This is a genomic window from Actinoallomurus iriomotensis, from assembly GCF_030269445.1.
GTDB classification, from domain to species: Bacteria; Actinomycetota; Actinomycetes; order Streptosporangiales; family Streptosporangiaceae; genus Actinoallomurus; species Actinoallomurus iriomotensis.
On sequence record NZ_BSTJ01000013.1, the window covers coordinates 224,991 to 242,824 of the forward strand.

The window sequence follows — 17,834 nt, forward strand, 5'->3', positions numbered from 1 at the left end:
GGCCGCGAAAGATGTCAAAGCGGCATCAGGCGGCGTGTGAGGGCGATGTTGTCGGTGGGGCCTGTTAGCTTCCCGCCCTATGCGCCTGCTGCACACCTCCGACTGGCACCTGGGCCGGTCCTTCCACCGGGAGGACATGCTCGCCGCCCAGGCGCGGTTCGTCGACCACCTGGTCGAGACCGTGCGCGCGGAGAGTGTCGACGCGGTGCTCATCTCCGGTGACCTGTACGACCGCGCGCTGCCGCCCGTCGACGCCGTCGCCCTGTGCGACGAGGCGCTCCGGCGGCTGGCGGCCGAAAAGGTGCGGGTCATCGCCATCAGCGGCAACCACGACTCCGCCCAGCGGCTCGGCTTCGGCGCCGGGCTGATGTCCGCGGCCGGCGTGCACGTGATCGCCGATCCGCGGCGGGTCGGTGAGCCGGTGCTGCTTGCCGACGGCACGGCGGTGTACGGCATCCCGTACCTCGAGCCCGAGGTCGTGCGCAGCGCGTGGGACCTGTCCGAGCGCGGCCACACCGCCGCGCTCGCCGAGGCGATGCGGCGCGTCCGCGCCGACCTGGCGAAACGCGACGGCCGCTCCGTGGTGCTCGCGCACGCGTTCGTCACCGGGGGAGAGGCCAGCGACAGCGAGCGCGACATCTCCGTCGGCGGCGTCGCCAGCGTGCCGCTGAGCGTGTTCGACGGCGTCGACTACGTCGCCCTCGGCCACCTGCACGGGCGCCAGCGCATGTCCGGCACCGTGCGCTACTCCGGCTCGCCGCTGGCCTATTCGTTCTCCGAGGAGCACCACGTCAAGGGCGGCTGGCTGGTCGATCTCGGCGAGACGGTGACCGCCGAGTTCGTCGAGGCGCCCGTGCCCCGCCGGTCCGCGCGCATCAGCGGGCGGATCGACGACCTGCTGTCCGGCGAGCGCTGGGCGCCGTACGAGGACCACTGGCTCCAGGTCACCCTGACCGATCCCGACCGGCCCGCCGGGGCGATGGAGCGCCTGCGGCGACGGTTCCCGCACACGCTGGCGCTGGTCTTCGAGCCCGAGGGCGGGCCGGCCGCCGACGACCGCGGCTGGGCCGAGCGCATCCGCGACCGCTCCGACCTCGACATCGCCTACGACTTCGTCCGCGAGGTACGCGGCGCGCCCGCCGACGAGGCCGAGCGCGACCTGCTCGGCGAGGCGTTCGAGTGCTGCCGGCTGACGGAGGCGGCGCGATGAGGCTGCACTCGCTGACCATCACCGCCTTCGGCCCGTACGCGGGCACGCAGACGGTCGACTTCGAGGCGCTGTCGGGCGCCGGGCTGTTCCTGATCAACGGTCCGACCGGCGCCGGCAAGACCAGCGTGCTCGACGCGGTCTGCTTCGCCCTGTACGGCCGGGTGCCGAGCGTCCGCAACGACGCCAAGGACCTGCGCAGCCAGCACGCGCCGCCCGACCGGGCGCCCGAGGTCGTGCTCGACGTGACGATCCGCGGCCGGCGTTTCAAGGTCACCCGGTCGCCCAAGTGGGAACGACCGAAACGCCGCGGCCAGGGCACCACCGAGGAGAAGGCCAAGGTCCTGCTCCAGGAGTGGCGCGGCGGCGCGTGGGAGACCTGGTCGACCCGGTTCGACGAGGCCGGCCAGTTCGTCACCGACCTGCTGGGCATGTCGGCGGAGCAGTTCTGCCAGGTGGTGCTGCTGCCGCAGGGCGACTTCGCGGCGTTCCTGCGCGCCGGGGCCGAAGAACGCCGGGGCGTGCTGGAGAAACTGTTCGCGACCGAGGTGTTCGCCCAGGTCGAGATGTGGCTGGCCGAGCGCCGCCGCGAGAGCGGGCGCGCCGCCGACGAGCTGCGCGCGGCCGCCGAGTCGGTCGCCGACCGGGCCGCCGAAGCGGCCGGCGCCGCACGCCCCGAGCTGACGCCGCCCGCCCTGGCGGCCTGGGTGACCGAGCTGTCCGGCCACGTCGCCGACCTCACCGCGGTGACGGCCGCCGAGGCCGCCGACGCCGGCGCCGCGCGCGACGCGGCCCGCGCGCTCCTGGACAACGCCCGCGCCGTCGCCGAGCGGCAGGAGCGGCACGCCGACGCGCTCCGGCGTTCCGCCGACCTCGCCGAGCGGGCGGCCGAGCGCACCGAGCTGACCGGCCGCCTGCGGGCGGCCGAACGCGCCGGGCGGGTGCTGCCCCGGCTCCAGACCGCCGCCGCGCGGGCCGCCCGGCGCGACGAGGTCGCCGCCGTCGTCACGCGCCGCCGCGCCGCGCTCGGCGGGCTGCTGCCCGACGACGCCGACGCCGACCTCATGCGCAAGGAGGAGCGCGCCCGCCGTGACGAGCTGGTCGAGCTCGCCCAGCGGCGCGAGGACGAGACCCGCCTGACCGCGATCGGCGCCGAGCTGCGCACGCTCACCGACGAGGCCGACGACCTGGAGACCCGCGAGGCGGAGCTGGCGCTGTTCCTGACCGACTCGCCGGCCCACCGCGACCTCCTGCGGGCCCAGCTCGACCAGGCCCGCACCCGTGCCGCCGCCCTGCCGGCGGCCGACGCGGCGGTCGCCGAGGCCACCGCGCGCCTGGAGGCCGCGCGTCGGCGCGACTTCCTCGCGGCGTCGCTCGCCGAGGCCGAGGCGGCCCACCGCGCGGCCGTCGACGAGGCCCAGGCCGCCCGCGACGTCGTCCAGGAGATCCGGCAGGCCCGGCTGGAGGGCATGGCCGCGTCGCTGGCCAAAGAGCTGTCGGAGGGCGAGCCCTGCCGGGTCTGCGGCTCGGCGTCGCACCCGTCACCGGCCCACGCCGAGATCGAAGGGCCCGGCGAGGAGGCCGAGGCGGAGGCCGCCGCCGCGTACGACGCGGCGCTGGCCCGGCGCGAGGAGACCGGCAACACGGTGACGCGGCTGTCCGCCGAGCTCGACGCCGCCTGCGACCAGGCCGGTTCCTCTCCCGAGCCGGAGCTGGCGAGCGCGCTGGCCGCGGCCGAGGAGGATCTGGCCGGCCTCGCGGGCGCCGAGACCGACATCGACCGCATCGAGGACGAGCTGCGGCGCGTCGACGCCGACTTCGACGAGGCCCGCGACCGGCACGGCGAGATCCAGACCGCGCTGGCCGCACTCCAGACGCAGCACAACACGCTCACCGCCGAGGCCGGCCGCCTGCGCGACCGCATCGACGCGGCACGCGGCGACGACCCGACCCTGGAGGCACGCGTCCGGCGGCTCGACCACGAGGCCGCGCTGCTGCGCGACACGGCCGCCGCGACCGAACAGCTCCGTGCCGCCGCCGCCGAGGCCGAGACCGCGTCCGACGAGGCGTCGGCGGCCGCGTCGGCCGAGGGCTTCGACTCGTCCGAGGCCGCACGCGCCGCCGCCCTGGACGACCCCGCCCGCCAGGAGCTGGCACGGCGGGTGAAGGCCTACGACGACGAGGAGGCACGGGTCGCCGCGCTGCTCGACGACCCGTCGCTGCGCGCCGCCGCGGCGGAGCCACCGCCCGACCTGGCCGCCCTGGAGGCCGCGCTCGGCGCCGCCGAGGAGCACCACCAGTCCGTCGCCTCGGCCCGTGACCGCTTCACGGACCGCCGGTCCCGGCTGGTGACGCTGGCCCGCGAGCTGCACGCCCGCGCCGCCGAGTGGCGCCCGGCCGCCGAACACCACGCCCTGGCCGCACGCGTCGCCGCCCTGACCTCCGGCGACCCGACCGCGAACCGCACCCGCATGCGGCTGTCGGCCTACGTCCTGGCCGCCAGACTCGAACAGGTCGTCGCCGCCGCGAACGAACGCCTCGCCCGCATGTCGGGCACCCGCTACTCCCTCGAGCACACGGTCGACAAGGCGGCCGGCTCCCGTGGCCACGGCACCGGCGGCCTGGGCCTGCGCGTCATCGACGGCTGGACCGGCCGCCACCGCGAGCCGGGCACCCTGTCGGGCGGCGAGACGTTCATCACGTCCCTGTCGCTGGCACTGGGCCTGGCGGACGTGGTCACCGCCGAGGCCGGCGGCACCGAGATCGGCACCCTGTTCGTCGACGAGGGCTTCGGCACCCTGGACGAGGACACCCTGGACGAGGTCATGGAGGTCCTCGACGGCCTCCGCGACGGCGGCCGCGCGGTCGGCATCGTCAGCCACGTCGCCGAACTCCGCACCCGCATCCCGGCCCAGCTCCGCGTCGCCAAGACCCGCACCGGCTCCACCCTGACCGTCACGACCTGACCTGGGGGCGGGCCTGGCCGGTGCGAAGGAGCTTGTCGCCGGTCATACGGGCGCCGCCCACTCGCCGGACGGTGTCGCGGGCGGCGGTCCGGCTCCCGGAGATGATCCGTGCGAGGCCGTCCCGAGATCGAGCCCAGGTTCCGCCGGGAGTTCCCGGCGCTCATGGCGCGCAACGACGTGCGGCACCGGCGGCGGTCGATGGACCCACCCGACGCCCCGGAGGACACCTACGAGGCGCCGCCGCTCCGCTCGACACTGCGGGAAGGCCGAGTTCCTCCGTGGCCTCCCGAGCGGAATCGCGTGCCGGTCCGGGAAACGGCCGCTCAGGCCGTGCCCGGACCCTCGTCGAGAGTGATCCAGAAGCGGTCCTCGTCGCCGTGGGGACGGTCGAGTACTCCGCCGTTGGCGAGGATCACCCGGCGCGACGCCTCGTTGTCCCGGCCGCAGGTGAGGAGTACGCGGTCGAGGCCGAGCCGCCGGCATTCCAGCAGCCCGGCCGAGAGCATCCGAGTCGCGTGGCCGCGTCGGCGCCAGGGAGTGACGACGTGGTACCCCACATGGCCGCCCACCTCGGCGAGTTCCGGTGTGAGCCGGTGCCGGATGATGAGCATGCCGAGGTAGTCCTGTCCGGCCACGTACCAGAAGCCGGTGCACGGCACGCCCCACCGGAGGAACACACCGCGCCGCTCCGCGACGAACGCGTCGAAGTCCTCGACGGCCGGGGCGAGCCACTCCGTACTCCTCCCTTCCGCCAGGCAGTCGGCTCGCTCGCCGGTGAGGAACGAATCACGTAGGGCCGCCGTCGGCTGGACGAGGCGCGGTGTCTCGGCCAGGTCGCTCATCTCCGGTTCGGCCGGCGCGGGACCGTGCCCTCCGCCGGCAGGTGGTCGTTGTGGCGGTCGAAGCCATGGGAAGGGGAGGCGGCCGGCGAAGGACGTGCCCCTGGCGAGCCGTCGGCCGCGGCGGACCTCAGCGCCGGATGATTCCCCGCAGGACCGCGCCCTCCGTCGACAGGTAGTTGTTCCGGTAGTCGAAGCGCGGGCAGTCGGCGAACAGCAGGTACCAGTACTTCATCTGCTCCGCCCACCAGTAGCCCGGAGTCAGGTCGCCGAGTTTGACCGGGGAGGCGGTGACGTCCGTGGCGATCGTCCAGCCGTTCGCCACGCGGGAGGCGCGCTTCTGCCGCAGGTAGTAGTCGTACGCCCGTTCGCGGTAGAGCTCCTTGCCGGTCACCAGCCACAGGTTGAACGCCGCGTCGACGTACTCCGGGCGGAGCTGGTTGCCCGGGTCGGTCGCCTTGCCCGTGCCGTAGTCGTACCCCTCCGGCAGCAGCGGGTACGACGCCAGCACCGACGCCCACGCCGAGTGGTACGCCTCGCCCTCGCGCAGGTGGCCGCTCTGGCCCAGCAGGCCGGCGTAGTAGCTGGTCAGCTCGGACGTCTCGCGTCCGAGGGCCGCGCCGGTCGTCATGTCGGCCCGGTGGAACCACAGCCCACCGTCGAGACGCTCCTCCTCATGCCGCAGTACGGCCCTGGTCAGCGTGTCGTACCAGTGCTTGAGGTCGCGGTCGCGGAACAGGTCCCAGCCGTCCCAGAGGTACTCGAAGAACGAGTCCACCGGCGGGTCGACGCGGGCGCTGGAGTCCGTCCACTCGCCCGTCTCGATGTTGATCTCGGTGCCGACCAGGTCGAGGCCGGAGCGCCGGTCGTACACCGCGCGCAGTGCCTTCTTCGCCGCGTCGAAGTACCGCGAGTCGTGCACCAGCCGCGACAGCGTGCCGAACTCGGCGATGATCGTCCCCACCTCGGCGAGCACGTTGACGTTCCCGGTGATGTCACCCGTGGACGGGTTGACCCGGCGGTACGGCAGGCCGGTGGGGGACTCGGTGAAGCACGGCAGGAGGATGTCGGCGATCGTCCGCGCCTGGTCGAGCAGGGCGCGCTCGCCCGTGCACAGGTACCCCGACAGCAGCCCGCCGACCATCCGGATGTTGGTCTCGAAGACCTGCACGTCGGCGTCGACCCCGGCGAAGTCGAGGTGGTCGCGTACCCACCGGACCCCGTCGGCGAGCTCGTCGTCCAGGCCCATGAAGTAGAGCGTGCCGAGCGCCTCGACGATGCTCAGCCCGACCGGATGCGCCGAGTCGAAGAACTCGCTGTGCCCGCCGCTGACGGGAAGCAGCTGGTCATGGCCCCACGCGTACCGCCGGTAGGACCCCCAGGCGTGCCGCAGCTCGGCCCGCACGTCCTCGGCGACCCGGTGCCAGTCACGGTGCCCGGCCGCGTTCGCCGGGCCGGCCGGGAGACCCGCGACGGCCAGGCCGCCGGCCGCCGTCAGGGTGCCGAGGAACGCTCTGCGCGTGAAGGGGATGGAGGCTCTCATCGCTCACCGCCGAAGTCAGGAGATCATGACAACGTTGTCGTCCTACCATCCGCCGGATCTCCTGGCGATGAGGCTGACCGGTCCCGGCCGAACCGTTGATGTCAGCGGCGGAACCACTCCCGCGCGGCCGGCGTGAGCGACAGCCAGGCGACCGCCGCTGGGAGGGCGAGGAAGACGACCGCGACCGCGATCCCGATGACGTCCTGGACCGCGAGGGCGACGACCAGCACGACGAGCCCGCCGAAGACGAAGAACGCCTGGAGGGAGATCACTGGGACCCACACCCAGTACGCACGGCGCGCCGCGGCGACGGCACACCCGCCCCAGAGCGCGACGACCGGCACGAGGAACAGACCGGCGACGACCGTCTGCCCGACGCCGCTCTGACCATGGGAGCTCCGGTCATGGGCGGTCACGAACATTTCGGCCACGGCGAGTACGAAGAGGGCCGTCTCGAACCACAGTCCCGCGACCGCCCAGCCGACCTTCGCGGGCATGCGTCGCGGTCTGTCGTCAGGGCGCTGAACGGTCATCGGTCTCACAGTTCCTCCTCCAAGTGGGCCGGCAGCACCGTAGACCGCGTGCCCGGGGACCCCTCCCGGCCGACGTCATGACGTTCACGTCAGCCATCCGTAAGGCGTCCTTGATGGACTTACAGGTCTCCCCTGGAGTGACGGCGTCGTCGTTCCGCGCCGGTCCCGGCCGAGATCGGTGTGGCGACGGTCGCCTTCCTCCGCCCGTACGCCACCGGCTTCACCCGTCAGCAGAGGGACGGCAACGTCATGACAGCACCAGGGACGGCACCGGCCCGAGTGGGGTACGGGAGTGTCTTCGCGGTCCGTGAGTTCCGTGCGCTGTGGGCCGGTGAGCTGTTCTCCCAGGTGGGGGACCAGTTCGCCAGGGTCGCGCTCGCGGTGCTCGTCTACCAGCGGACGTCCTCGGCCCTGCTCACCGGACTGGTCTACGCCCTCACGTACATCCCGTCGTTCATCGGCGGCGTGCTGCTGGGCGGCCTGGCCGATCGGCACCCGCGGCGCGAGGTCGTCGTCACCGTGGACGTGCTGCGGGCGGTGCTGACCGGGCTCATGGCGATACCCGGCCTTCCGCTGCCGGTCCTCTGCGTGCTGCTCACGGCCATGACCACGCTGGGCGGGCCGTTCAAGGGCGCTCAGCTCGCCCTGCTCGCGGACGTACTGACCGGCGATCGCTACGTGCTGGCGCTGTCGATACGCCACATGACGATCCAGTCCGCCCAGGTCGGCGGCTTTCTCGTCGGAGGTGTCCTGGCGCAGGCCGTCAGCCCGTCCGCCGGGCTCGGCGTGGACGCCCTCAGCTTCGGCGCGGCCGCCCTCCTCGTGCGCTTCGGTGTCCACGCGAGGCCGGCTCCCACCGGGGCGGATGTCGACGGCCCTCCCTCCGGCCGGCGGGCGACCGGCGGCGGGCTCATGATGGTGTTGCGCCATCCCGGGCTGCGCTCGCTCACCGCGTTGAGCTGGCTGGCCGGCTGCTACATCGTCCCCGAGGGGATCGCGGCGCCGTACGCGGACGCGGTCGGCGCCGGTACGGCCGTGACGGTCGGCCTGATCATGGCGAGCGACCCGATCGGCTCCGTCGTCGGTGCGTTCGTCTTCGGGCGGTTCGTGCCGGAGCACGCGCGGATCAGGGCCCTCGGACCCATCGCCCTGCTCGCCGGTGTCCCGCTGGCGTTGTGCGCCCTCAGACCGGGGCTCGCCGTCTCCGCACTGCTGTTCGCGATGTCGGGCGCGCTGGCCACGGCGTACCACATGCAGATCGGCGCGTCGTTCGTCCAGCTCGTCCCCGCGTCCAGCAAGGCGGAGGCGCTCGGTGCCATGTCCTCCGGCCTCATCACCGTGCAGGGCCTCGGCGCGCTGGTCGGCGGCGGGCTGTCCGATCTGTTCGGAGCCGCGAACACCGTCGCGATCGCGGGTGTGGCCGGGATCCTGCTCGGCCTCTCTCCTGCGCGGACCTGGATGCGGGAGGCGCGAGCCGTGCGTTCCCCCGACGCCGCGGAGGACATCCGAGAGGAGGTGACACCGATGAGCAGGGATCAGTGAACGAGGTGAGTTAAGCGCGTCGTTCGTCCAGCGTGTCTCCGGCAAGGCGGAAGGGGCCGGTGTCATGTCCTCCGGCGTCATCACCGTGCGGGGCCCCGGCACGCTGGCGGGCGGCGGATCGATCGCCGGTGCGGCCGGATTCCTGCGGGACCTCTCCTCGGCGCGGACGTGGATGCGGGAGGCACGGTGAGCGTTCTCGGGAGAGCCACCGCTCGTGCCGCCGAGCAGTTGGGTCTGTTCAAGGGCGCGCGATGGTACCTGCGTGAGGCGCCTCGTACGGGTGCCGCCAAGGCCGAGACCGTCCTCGTCGGAGTCCCCAAGACGGGGCCGCGTCCGCCTGTCGGCGAGGTGCGGTTGCTGGCCCCCGACGATTGGGCGATCCAGAGATCGTTCTCATTGCGGCTCCATGATTACCCGCTGGACTTCAACGTGACTCGCGCCAAGGTTCTCTCCATGACGGAAGCCGAGATCAGGGACGGCTTGCAGAAAATGCCGACTTTCGTGGGGACGCGCGATGGCGCGCCGGTCGCCCGAGTCCGACTTGCCCCTGATGAACCGGGCGTCTTGGAACTCAAGGGTGTGCTGGTGCTGCCGGAAGCGCGTGGCACCGGCATCAGCGATCTCACGGTGCGAACCGCCCTGGAATGGGCTCGCGACCAAGGACACGGCAAGGTCAGACTGTGGGTCCGCGAGAACAACAAGCCGGCGATCGACCTGTATACCCGCACCGGGTTCCGGCCCACGGGAGAAACCAAGCCGCTGGCCCAGGACCCGTCGCTGAACAGTGTCGAAATGATGGTGCGAGTTGGCCGTTGAATTCCTGCGAACCCGAGCGCAATTGCCGTTGCGGCACTAGACCGGGGGCTCCGGCGACGGCGCGGGTACGCGGATCGGGCCGGCGGTGAGCAGGGTCAGCAGGCCCAGGACGCCGCCCGCGCCCGCGACCGCGAACGCTCCGTGCACCCCCGCCGCGTCGCCCGCGACGCCCGCGAGGGCCGAGCCCGCCGCGCTGCCCACGCAGAACGCCGTCACCAGCCACGCGAACGCCTCGGTCACCGTGCCGCGCGGCGCGAGCCCGTCCACCAGCGTGAACGCGCACGCCAGCACCGGAGCGAGGAAGACGCCGCTGAGCATGGCCAGGACCACCATGACCGGCAGCGGCGGCGCCCACATCAGCGGCAGATAACCGGCGGCCAGGCCCGTCATCAGCAGGACCAGCCGCCGGTACGCCGGGCCGGTCCGGGGCCGGCTCCCGTACGTCACGCCGCCGACGAACGCGCCGCCCGCCGTGAGCGCGAGCAGCAGCCCCGAGGCGTACGAGATGTGGCGGGCGTCCGCGTACGTGACGGCGCCGACGCTGATCACGCCGAGGGCGACGCCGACGAAGGTCAGCGTGGCGATGAGCACCCGGATGCCGGGAGAGCGCAGCGGCCCCGCCCAGTGCCCGCCGCCGCCCTCGCCGCGCCAGGCGCGTGAGGGCCGGGAGGAGGTCACGATGAGCGTGCCGGCGACGCCGAGCAGCCCGGTGAGCAGCACCGCGACCTCGTCGGAGAACGCGGCGGCGGCGATGACGATGAGCGGTCCGCAGGTGAACAGCAGCTCCTGTGAGGCGGCGTCCAGCGCGTACGCCGCCTGGACCTCCGCCTCGCCGGGCAGGACCGACGGCCACAGGGCCCGCAGCCCGGCCTCCAGCGGTGGCGTGAAGAACCCGGCCACCAGCACCCCGGCGACCGCGACCGGCAGCGGGCGCAGCCCCACCACCGCGAGCGACGCGAACCCGGCGGCGGCCGCCACCGCGCTCGCCGTCAGGATGCGCGGCTGGCCGAACCGGTCCATCGCCCGCCCGATCGCCGGCTGACCCGCCGCCATCGCCAGCCCGTACAGCGCGGACAGCGCACCCGCGAGGGTGTACCCGCCGCCGTGCGCACGGGCGAACAGGACGATCGCCAGCGGGCCCATGCCGTTGGGCAGCCGGCCGAGGAGCGTGCCGCCGAGCAGGCGTGCGGCGTACGGTCGCCGCAGGAAGTGGAGATAGGTGCGCATGGATTCCCGTCATACGTATTACGGAGGCTTTGACGTCATACGTATCACGTACGACGGCGTGGCTCTACTGTTGACGGGTGTCCAAGAGACCGACCAGCCGCGACGTGGCACGCGTCGCGGGAGTGTCGCAGTCGACCGTGTCGCTCGTCCTCGCCGGGAAGTCCGAGGGCCGGGTCAAACCGGAGACCGGGCGGGCCGTGCGCGAGGCGGCGCGCCGGCTGGGCTACCGGCCCAACCTCGCCGCGCGCAGCCTGCGGCTCGGCCGCACCCGTACGGTGCTGCTCGTCGTGCCCACGCTGACCAGCCCGTTCTTCGGTGCCGTCTACACGGGCGCGGCGCGCGTCGCGAGCGAGCGCGGGTTCGGCGTCGTGGTGCACCCGTGGACCGACGAGGCGGCCCCGGCGCGCAGCCCGGTCGACATCGAGGCCATCGACGGCGTCCTCGCCTCGTCACTCGGCGGTGGCGTCGCGGGCTTCGGCGACGTGCCGCTCGTCGTACTGGACAACGACCCGGCCGACCCGGCGACCTCGGTCAACTTCGACGTGGCCGGCGGCATGCGGGCGGTCGCCCGGCACCTCGCGGACCTCGGACACCGCCGCCTCGGGCACCTCGCCGCCGCCGTCGACACCTGGACCTTCCGCGTACGGGCCGAGGTCCTCACGGAGACGGGCGCCCTGACCGCCCGCGAACACTGCGCGATCGACGTCGCCGCCGCCCGCGAGGCCGCGCTGGCGCTGCTCGATCGCCCGGACCGGCCCACGGCCGTGGTCTGCGACGACGACCTGATCGCCGCGGGCGCCTACAAGGCCGCCCGCCACCTCGGCCTGGACGTCCCGCGCGACGTGTCGGTCACCGGCTTCGACGACATCCTCGTCGCCACCGCCCTCGAACCGGAACTGACCACCATCCGCCTGCCGGCCGAACGCCTCGGCGCCCAGGCGATGACCGCCCTCCTCGAACGCCTCGACGGCCAGGCACCGCCGGACGTGTCCCTGCCGGCCGAACTCATCGTCCGCGGCTCCACCGCCCCACCCGCACCCTGACCTACCGCGGCAACGCGTACACGACCGGCCCGCGATCGTCTTCCTCCACCCGCCACACATGCCCGACCTTCGCGTCGACCAGCACCAAGTCGGTACGGGTACGGGTCCGGGGCCGAGATTCACGTTCGTCCGCACGGCCACGCCACCCGCCGTCTGTTGCTCTCCGTGGTCATCTGGTCACGCTAGCGATTCTTGTCCCTGTTCGGGGCGGGCCGCCGGTTTTCACCTCCGCGTGGCACGGCAGACTGCGCGGTATGAGTTACGAGGCCGCTGACAACAGGTACGACCAGATCTCCTACCGCCGCACCGGGCGGAGTGGGCTCAAGTTGCCCGCGATCTCCCTCGGGCTGTGGCACAACTTCGGGGACGACAAGCCGATCGAGACGCAGCGGGCCATCCTGCGCCGGGCGTTCGACCTCGGGGTGACCCACTTCGACCTCGCCAACAACTACGGACCCCCGTACGGCTCGGCCGAGAAGAACTTCGGGACGATCTTCGCGCAGGACTTCCGCCCGTACCGGGACGAACTCGTCCTGTCCACCAAGGCCGGCTACGACATGTGGCCCGGCCCGTACGGCGAGTGGGGATCGCGCAAGTACCTCCTCGCGAGCCTCGACCAGTCGCTCAAGCGGATGGGCGTGGAGTACGTCGACATCTTCTACAGCCACCGGTTCGACCCGGACACGCCCCTCGAGGAGACGATGGGCGCGCTGGACCACGCCGTACGGTCGGGCAAGGCGCTGTACGCCGGGATCTCCTCCTACTCCCCGGAGCGTACGGAGGAGGCCGCGGCGATCCTCAAGAGCATGGGCACCCCGCTGCTGATCCACCAGCCCTCGTACTCCATGCTCAACCGCTGGATCGAGGGCGGCCTGCTCGACACGCTGGAGCAGGTGGGCGCCGGCTGCATCGCCTTCTCGCCGCTGGCCCAGGGCATGCTGACCGACAAGTACCTGAACGGCGTCCCCGAGGGGTCGCGGGCCAGCCAGGGCAAGTCGCTGTCGCCCGACCTGCTCACCGACGAGACCCTCGCGCACGTGCGGACGCTCAACGAGATGGCCGGAAAGCGCGGGCAGTCGCTCGCGCAGATGGCGCTCTCCTGGACGCTGCGCGACCCGCGGGTCACGTCCGCGCTGATCGGGGCCAGCAGCGTCGCCCAGCTCGAGGACAGCCTCGGCGCCCTGGACAACCTCGACTTCTCCGACGAGGAACTGGCCGCCATCGACGCCGACGCGGTCGAGGCCGGCATCAACCTCTGGGCCGCCTCCAGCCGCCACTGAGCCGTCAGGGAACTCCGGGGTTTTCCCCGATGCCGGGATCCCGGCCGTCCGGTTACCGTGCCGGTACGGGCCGGGATCCCGGTCTTCTCGCCCCCGGAGGAGTCCCCATGAAGGCCATCGTGCAGGACCGGTACGGAGCGCCCGACGTGCTGGAGTTAACGGACATCGCCGCGCCGGAGCCCGGAGAGGGCGAGGTGCTGGTGCGGGTACGCGCGGCGGCGGTGAACGCGGCCGACTGGCACGTCATGCGCGGCGACCCCTACCTCGCGCGGCTCAGCATCGGGCTCACGCGGCCGCGCGCGCGGGTCCGCGGTCAGGACTTCGCCGGTCAGGTGGAGTCCGTCGGTCCGGACGTGACCCGGTTCGCGCCCGGCGACGAGGTGTACGGCAACCTCTCCTGGAGCGAAGGGGCGTTCGCCGAGTACGTCCGCGCCCCGGCCGACCGCGTCGCGGCCAAGCCGGCCCGCCTGACGTACGAGGAGGCGGCCGCACTGCCGCTGGCGGGCATGACCGCCCTCCAGGGCCTGCGTGACGCGGCGGAGGTACGCCCGGGGCAGCGCGTCCTGATCAACGGCGCGTCCGGCGGCGTCGGCCTGTTCGCCGTGCAGCTCGGCAAGGCGTTCGGGGCCGAGGTGACCGGCGTGTGCCGCACGCGCAACGTCGATCTGGTCCGCTCGGCCGGCGCGGACCACGTCATCGACTACACCGAGGACGACTTCACCCGTTCCGGCCGGTCCTACGACGTCGTGTTCGACCTGGTCGCCAACCGCTCGCTGCGGGACCTGCGCCGGACGCTGGCGCCCGGCGGCACGCTCGTGCTCTCCGGCGGCGGTGTCTTCGAGGGCGGCAGCCTGATCGGCCCGATGGGACTGATCATCAGAACGCGGGCGGCGTCCCGTTTCGTGCGCGACCGCCTGATCGTCCTCATGACGAAGTCGGACGGCGCCGGCCTGGCCGCGCTGACGGAACTCGCCGAGGCCGGAAAGATCACCCCGGTCGTCGAGCGCACCTACCCACTGGCCGAGACCCCGGCCGCCATCCGCCACGTCGAGACCGAACACGCGCGAGCCAAGGTCGTCATCACCGTGTGAGCTCCGGGCGGTCAGGTCGCCAGCAGCAGGGTCGTCGCGCCCGCCGCGATGAGGGCGGCCGCCCAGAGGCGGTCGAGGTTGAACCATGCGCGCCGCAGGATGGTCAGGCCCACCACCTCGTAGACGAGAACGGCGATGATCCCCGCGACGGTCAGCATCGCGAGCGTGTGCACGATCGTTACGAAGATCGCCGCGGACACCGCGTCCCCGGCGCCGCCGGTGATCCCGTGGGAGTGGGCGTGGGGGACCGGGATCGAACCGTGGGTGAGTACCGGCAGCAGCATCAGGCCCGCGCCGTGCGCCGACGACATCAGGAACGACCAGCCGGCGAGTTGCCACAGCGACAGCCGCATCCCCACCCAGCGGAAGTGCCGGCTCGACAGCAGCCGCCACAGCCCGAACCCGACGAGCACCACCCCTCCGGCGATCGACACCACGCGGGACGTCAGCACCGACCCGGTCAGCGTCACGATCACGGCGACGACGAACACCGACCCGGCGTGCCCGGCGGCGATCGCCGGCAGCGACTGGAGCACGAGCGCCCGCGACCGTTCCTGCAGCCCGCGGGCGACCGCGAACAGCCAGCCCATGCCGGGATTGAGGCCGTGGAAGGCTCCCAGTGCCACGAGCGCGATCAGCGAGCCGTCCTTCATCGGCCCTCCCGGCTCATGGATAACAGTAGGAGTCCGAGGACGCGTCCCCACCCTGGAGCCGGGTCTGGTGCGGCCGCAGGCCGCGGAAGTCGTCGCCGTTCGGGAAGAAACGCGGGTCGAAGGTGAAGTCGTCGCCCGAGTCGACCTTGGCCATCCACGCTCCGACGCCGTCGGGATAGAACTGGTCGTCCCACGCCCCGTACAGAGAGTTGGTGACGTACACGCGCTTGCCGTCACGGCTGACCTCGACCATCTGCGGGCCGCCGGCGAGCGGCCGGTCCGGCGCCGACGGGTGCGGGGTGCGGTTCACGATGCCGCCGATCCGCACCGAGCCGGCCTCGACCGGGTGGAACGGGTCGCTCACGTCGTAGCGTTTGAGCTCGCCCGTGCCCCAGCAGGAGACGTACAGGTAGCGGTCGTCCACGGACAGGTCGATGTCGGTGACCAGCGGCGGCACCGCCCCGAACGGCGCGATCACCGGCGGCAGGTCGCCCGTTTCAGCCGGTTCGGCGGGGATCGTGATGACCTTGCGGACCTTGAACTCCTTGCCCTCGCGATACCAGACCCAGACCGAAGCGGACAGGTCCTCGACGTTGACCACGACGCCGGCGAAGCCGTACGTCCTGGTCGGGTCGTGGGCCGGCCGCAGCTCCAGCACCATCTGGTGCTCGTCGCCCAGGTCGACGCGCTGGACGTGGCGCCGCTTGCGCAGGTCCCAGAAGTGCAGCGCGTGGCCGTACTCGCGGCCGAGCAGCAGGTCGGCGTCGACACCGTCCTCGATCATCGACGGCGTGCCCCACTCCGAGGTGACGACCACGTCGTGCGCGATGTGCCACCAGAAGTCGTACGCCAGGTACTGCGGCCCCCGGTCGACCTCCCACCGCCCGAGCACGTCGAACGAGGTGTGGTCCAGCAGCGCGATGCCCCCCGGCCCGTCGCTTCCATTAGCCCCGCCCAGCGCGGACACGTACAACCCCTCCGGCCCGCAGTGCACCGTATGCGGCCGTGAGTAACCCGCCCGCTTGGCCAGCTCGTCCGCCTCCAGGATCTTGACGATCGTGGGCTTGGCGGGGTCGTCCTTCACGTCGACGACGTAGATGCGTGAGGAGCGCAGCCCCGGCACCACCAGGTAGCGCCGTTCGATGTGCGGGTGCGGCGCGTACGGGCACAGCGCGCTGCTGCAGGCGTTCCAGCCGAAGTGGTGCAGCTCGTCCCCGGTGTAGGGCAGGTCGGTCCAGCCGACCACCGAACCGTACGACGCGGATTCCTCGTCGACGTCGATCACGGCGATGGCGTCGGGCTTCTCGGCCGCGCGATCGAAGGCGACGATGTACGCGAGGGTCTCCGGCGGCGCGTTCACCGCGTCACGGGGGGAGGGGTAGAAGGTCGGGTCGGGCTTCCAGAGGGCCACGCCACACTCCTTCGGCAGGGCGGCATCGTCACGAACCGCGACATGACCAGCGCCGACGCCGTCCTGGCACGTAATCCCGACAAAGCTACTGGGGAATATGCTAGGGGGTCCGAGCATCTGTTGGATCTGGACAGGTCATGGTTCCTCCGGTTTGTACCCGGACACATGCCGGGCCTACCGGAGGACTGGCAAAATCAGCTGCCGTGACCGAACTCGTGCAGCTGCTCACTCCGGAGGGCGAGAGACTCGACCATCCCGACTACCCGCTGGATCTGACCGCAGGTCAGATCCAGGAGCTTTTTCGGGACATGGTCCTCGCGCGGCGGCTCGACACGGAGGCGATGGCCCTGCAACGGCAGGGTGAGCTGGGACTCTGGGTGCCGCTGCTCGGCCAGGAGGCCGCGCAGGTCGGTGCGGCCCGCGCGCTGGTGTCCGCCGACTACGTCTTCCCCAGCTACCGCGAGCACGCCATCGCCATGGTGCGCGGCGTCACGGTCGCCGAGCTGCTGAAGAACTGGCGCGGCGTCGACCACGGCGGGTGGGACGCCGAGAAGGTCCGCATGGCCCTCTACGCGATCGTGATCGGAGCGCAGACGCTCCACGCGGTCGGGTACGCCATGGGCGTGCAGCGCGACGGCGCCGAAGAGGCCGTGCTCGCCTGCTTCGGTGACGGCGCGAGCAGCCAGGGCGACGTCAACGAGGCGTTCGTGTGGGCGGGCGCGCAGAACGCCCCGGTCGTCTTCTTCTGCCAGAACAACCAGTGGGCGATCTCCGCCCGGCTGGAGACCCAGACGCGCGTGCCGCTGTACCGGCGCGGGTTCGGGTACGGCTTCCCCGGCGTGCGCGTCGACGGCAACGACGTGTTCGCCAGCCTGGCGGTGACGCGTACCGCGCTCGAGCGGGCGCGCGCCGGTGAGGGGCCGACGTTGATCGAGGCCTTCACCTACCGGATGAGCGCCCACACCAGCTCCGACGACCCGACCCGCTACCGCACCGGCGCCGAGCTGGAGGCCTGGCGGCTGAAGGACCCGATCGAGCGCGTCCGGGCGTACCTCAGCCGGAACGGCCTGGCCGACGCGGACTTCTTCGCGTCCGTGGACGCCGACGCCGAGGCGCTGGGCCGGCAGGTGCGCGAGGACTGCCGCGCGCTCCCCGACCCGGAGCCGCAGGCGATCTTCGAGCACGTGTACGCCGGCGAGCACGAGCAACTCGCCGAGGAGCGCGCGGCGTACCACGCGTACCTCGACGGCTTCGCCGGCTGAGGAACGCCTTCGGCACCGTTTCGGTGACCTCGGTGTACGCACGCCGTGAGTTCTTGCTTAGGATGTGCTTCCCTCGACATTCGCGGCGGCCCGGCCGTCGGGGCCACCGGGCCGTCGTCACCGGAGGAGGACCGTTGAGCACTCCGAAACCGCCCGACAACCTCGACTTGGCCACGACCGCCCGGGAGATGGCGGACCAGGCGCCGGCCGGGTCGTTCGAGAAGGCCGTCGCCGGATCGGTGGCGGTCACCTGCGCCACCACCCGCACGTACGAAGAGGCGATCGACGTCCTCGGGGGCATTCAGCCCGTCGAGGTACGCCGGCCGGCGATCGAGTTCCTCAAGCGTCTCGCCTTCGCCGAACGGTGACGCGGACGGCGATGAGCCGTCTCGGCCGTTCGGAAGCTTCTGGCACAAAGTAG

Annotated in this window: 16 protein-coding genes; 10 read left to right on the forward strand and 6 right to left on the reverse strand. The window is 72.4% G+C overall.

What is annotated here, in order from left to right:
• Nucleotides 1-79: 79 nt before the first annotated feature.
• Together QSK37_RS41785 and QSK37_RS41790 are read left to right on the forward strand one after the other, a co-directional pair.
• The gene (locus QSK37_RS41785) at nucleotides 80-1,210 is read left to right on the forward strand and encodes an exonuclease SbcCD subunit D (protein ID WP_285632625.1); all 1,131 of its coding nucleotides are present in this window, start codon (nucleotides 80-82) and stop codon (nucleotides 1,208-1,210) included.
• On the forward strand, nucleotides 1,207-4,173 hold the full coding sequence (locus QSK37_RS41790) for an AAA family ATPase (protein ID WP_285632628.1): 2,967 nt from the start codon (nucleotides 1,207-1,209) through the stop codon (nucleotides 4,171-4,173). The genes QSK37_RS41785 and QSK37_RS41790 overlap by 4 nt, the downstream gene beginning before the upstream one ends.
• Nucleotides 4,174-4,496: 323 nt before the next feature.
• Here the strand turns inward: QSK37_RS41790 and QSK37_RS41795 are convergent, their stop codons facing one another.
• From QSK37_RS41795 to QSK37_RS41805, 3 genes are all read right to left on the reverse strand, one after another.
• Complete coding sequence (locus QSK37_RS41795) at nucleotides 4,497-5,015, reverse strand: GNAT family N-acetyltransferase (protein ID WP_285632631.1); 519 nt, start codon at nucleotides 5,013-5,015, stop codon at nucleotides 4,497-4,499.
• Between the two features lie 127 nt (nucleotides 5,016-5,142).
• Nucleotides 5,143-6,555: a glycoside hydrolase family 47 protein gene (locus tag QSK37_RS41800; protein ID WP_285632634.1), complete on the reverse strand. Its 1,413-nt coding sequence runs from the start codon at nucleotides 6,553-6,555 to the stop codon at nucleotides 5,143-5,145.
• A gap of 101 nt (nucleotides 6,556-6,656) precedes the next feature.
• A complete protein-coding gene (locus QSK37_RS41805) occupies nucleotides 6,657-7,052 on the reverse strand; it encodes a hypothetical protein (RefSeq protein WP_285632637.1) in 396 nt (131 codons plus the stop codon).
• Nucleotides 7,053-7,268: 216 nt separating this feature from the next.
• Here QSK37_RS41805 and QSK37_RS41810 point away from each other — a divergent pair, with 216 nt between their 5' ends.
• The 3 genes from QSK37_RS41810 to QSK37_RS41820 all read left to right on the forward strand — a co-directional run bounded on the left by QSK37_RS41810 (nucleotide 7,269) and on the right by QSK37_RS41820 (nucleotide 9,446).
• Nucleotides 7,269-8,630 carry an MFS transporter gene (locus QSK37_RS41810; protein ID WP_285632640.1) on the forward strand — a complete coding sequence of 454 codons (1,362 nt, stop codon included), beginning with the start codon at nucleotides 7,269-7,271 and terminating at the stop codon, nucleotides 8,628-8,630.
• A gap of 64 nt (nucleotides 8,631-8,694) precedes the next feature.
• Nucleotides 8,695-8,820 carry a hypothetical protein gene (locus QSK37_RS41815; RefSeq protein ID WP_285632643.1) on the forward strand — a complete coding sequence of 42 codons (126 nt, stop codon included), beginning with the start codon at nucleotides 8,695-8,697 and terminating at the stop codon, nucleotides 8,818-8,820.
• Nucleotides 8,817-9,446 (forward strand): GNAT family N-acetyltransferase, encoded by a 630-nt coding sequence (locus tag QSK37_RS41820; RefSeq protein WP_285632646.1) that lies wholly within the window; start codon nucleotides 8,817-8,819, stop codon nucleotides 9,444-9,446. Before QSK37_RS41815 ends, QSK37_RS41820 begins: the two co-directional genes overlap by 4 nt.
• Nucleotides 9,447-9,482: 36 nt before the next feature.
• Here QSK37_RS41820 and QSK37_RS41825 read toward each other — a convergent pair whose 3' ends face one another.
• On the reverse strand, nucleotides 9,483-10,673 hold the full coding sequence (locus QSK37_RS41825; RefSeq protein ID WP_285632649.1) for an MFS transporter: 1,191 nt from the start codon (nucleotides 10,671-10,673) through the stop codon (nucleotides 9,483-9,485).
• A 77-nt stretch (nucleotides 10,674-10,750) separates the two neighbouring features.
• Between QSK37_RS41825 and QSK37_RS41830 the strand changes: the two genes are divergently transcribed.
• The 3 genes from QSK37_RS41830 to QSK37_RS41840 all read left to right on the forward strand — a co-directional run bounded on the left by QSK37_RS41830 (nucleotide 10,751) and on the right by QSK37_RS41840 (nucleotide 14,087).
• Nucleotides 10,751-11,716: a LacI family DNA-binding transcriptional regulator gene (locus QSK37_RS41830; protein WP_285632652.1), complete on the forward strand. Its 966-nt coding sequence runs from the start codon at nucleotides 10,751-10,753 to the stop codon at nucleotides 11,714-11,716.
• Nucleotides 11,717-11,970: 254 nt separating this feature from the next.
• Nucleotides 11,971-12,996 carry an L-glyceraldehyde 3-phosphate reductase gene (mgrA, locus tag QSK37_RS41835; protein WP_285632655.1) on the forward strand — a complete coding sequence of 342 codons (1,026 nt, stop codon included), beginning with the start codon at nucleotides 11,971-11,973 and terminating at the stop codon, nucleotides 12,994-12,996.
• Nucleotides 12,997-13,103: 107 nt separating this feature from the next.
• A complete protein-coding gene (locus QSK37_RS41840; protein WP_285632658.1) occupies nucleotides 13,104-14,087 on the forward strand; it encodes an NAD(P)-dependent alcohol dehydrogenase in 984 nt (327 codons plus the stop codon).
• An 11-nt stretch (nucleotides 14,088-14,098) separates the two neighbouring features.
• Here the strand turns inward: QSK37_RS41840 and QSK37_RS41845 are convergent, their stop codons facing one another.
• Nucleotides 14,099-14,740 carry a hypothetical protein gene (locus QSK37_RS41845; protein WP_285576659.1) on the reverse strand — a complete coding sequence of 214 codons (642 nt, stop codon included), beginning with the start codon at nucleotides 14,738-14,740 and terminating at the stop codon, nucleotides 14,099-14,101.
• A 13-nt stretch (nucleotides 14,741-14,753) separates the two neighbouring features.
• Nucleotides 14,754-16,151 (reverse strand): selenium-binding family protein, encoded by a 1,398-nt coding sequence (locus QSK37_RS41850; RefSeq protein WP_285632661.1) that lies wholly within the window; start codon nucleotides 16,149-16,151, stop codon nucleotides 14,754-14,756.
• Nucleotides 16,152-16,354: 203 nt separating this feature from the next.
• Here QSK37_RS41850 and pdhA point away from each other — a divergent pair, with 203 nt between their 5' ends.
• Together pdhA and QSK37_RS41860 are read left to right on the forward strand one after the other, a co-directional pair.
• The gene (pdhA, locus tag QSK37_RS41855) at nucleotides 16,355-17,413 is read left to right on the forward strand and encodes a pyruvate dehydrogenase (acetyl-transferring) E1 component subunit alpha (protein ID WP_432705651.1); all 1,059 of its coding nucleotides are present in this window, start codon (nucleotides 16,355-16,357) and stop codon (nucleotides 17,411-17,413) included.
• Between the two features lie 134 nt (nucleotides 17,414-17,547).
• Nucleotides 17,548-17,781: a hypothetical protein gene (locus QSK37_RS41860; protein ID WP_285632667.1), complete on the forward strand. Its 234-nt coding sequence runs from the start codon at nucleotides 17,548-17,550 to the stop codon at nucleotides 17,779-17,781.
• Nucleotides 17,782-17,834: the final 53 nt, after the last annotated feature.

Excerpts from the sequence above, each read along its gene's own strand:
- QSK37_RS41785 (WP_285632625.1), top strand. The coding sequence starts at position 80 with ATGCGCCTGCTGCACACCTCCGACTGGCACCTGGGCCGGTCCTTCCAC.
- QSK37_RS41790 (WP_285632628.1), top strand. The coding sequence starts at position 1,207 with ATGAGGCTGCACTCGCTGACCATCACCGCCTTCGGCCCGTACGCGGGC.
- QSK37_RS41795 (WP_285632631.1), bottom strand. The coding sequence starts at position 5,015 with ATGAGCGACCTGGCCGAGACACCGCGCCTCGTCCAGCCGACGGCGGCC.
- QSK37_RS41800 (WP_285632634.1), bottom strand. The coding sequence starts at position 6,555 with ATGAGAGCCTCCATCCCCTTCACGCGCAGAGCGTTCCTCGGCACCCTG.
- QSK37_RS41805 (WP_285632637.1), bottom strand. The coding sequence starts at position 7,052 with ATGCCCGCGAAGGTCGGCTGGGCGGTCGCGGGACTGTGGTTCGAGACG.
- QSK37_RS41815 (WP_285632643.1), top strand. The coding sequence starts at position 8,695 with ATGTCCTCCGGCGTCATCACCGTGCGGGGCCCCGGCACGCTGGCGGGC.
- QSK37_RS41825 (WP_285632649.1), bottom strand. The coding sequence starts at position 10,673 with ATGCGCACCTATCTCCACTTCCTGCGGCGACCGTACGCCGCACGCCTG.
- mgrA (WP_285632655.1), top strand. The coding sequence starts at position 11,971 with ATGAGTTACGAGGCCGCTGACAACAGGTACGACCAGATCTCCTACCGC.
- QSK37_RS41840 (WP_285632658.1), top strand. The coding sequence starts at position 13,104 with ATGAAGGCCATCGTGCAGGACCGGTACGGAGCGCCCGACGTGCTGGAG.
- QSK37_RS41845 (WP_285576659.1), bottom strand. The coding sequence starts at position 14,740 with ATGAAGGACGGCTCGCTGATCGCGCTCGTGGCACTGGGAGCCTTCCAC.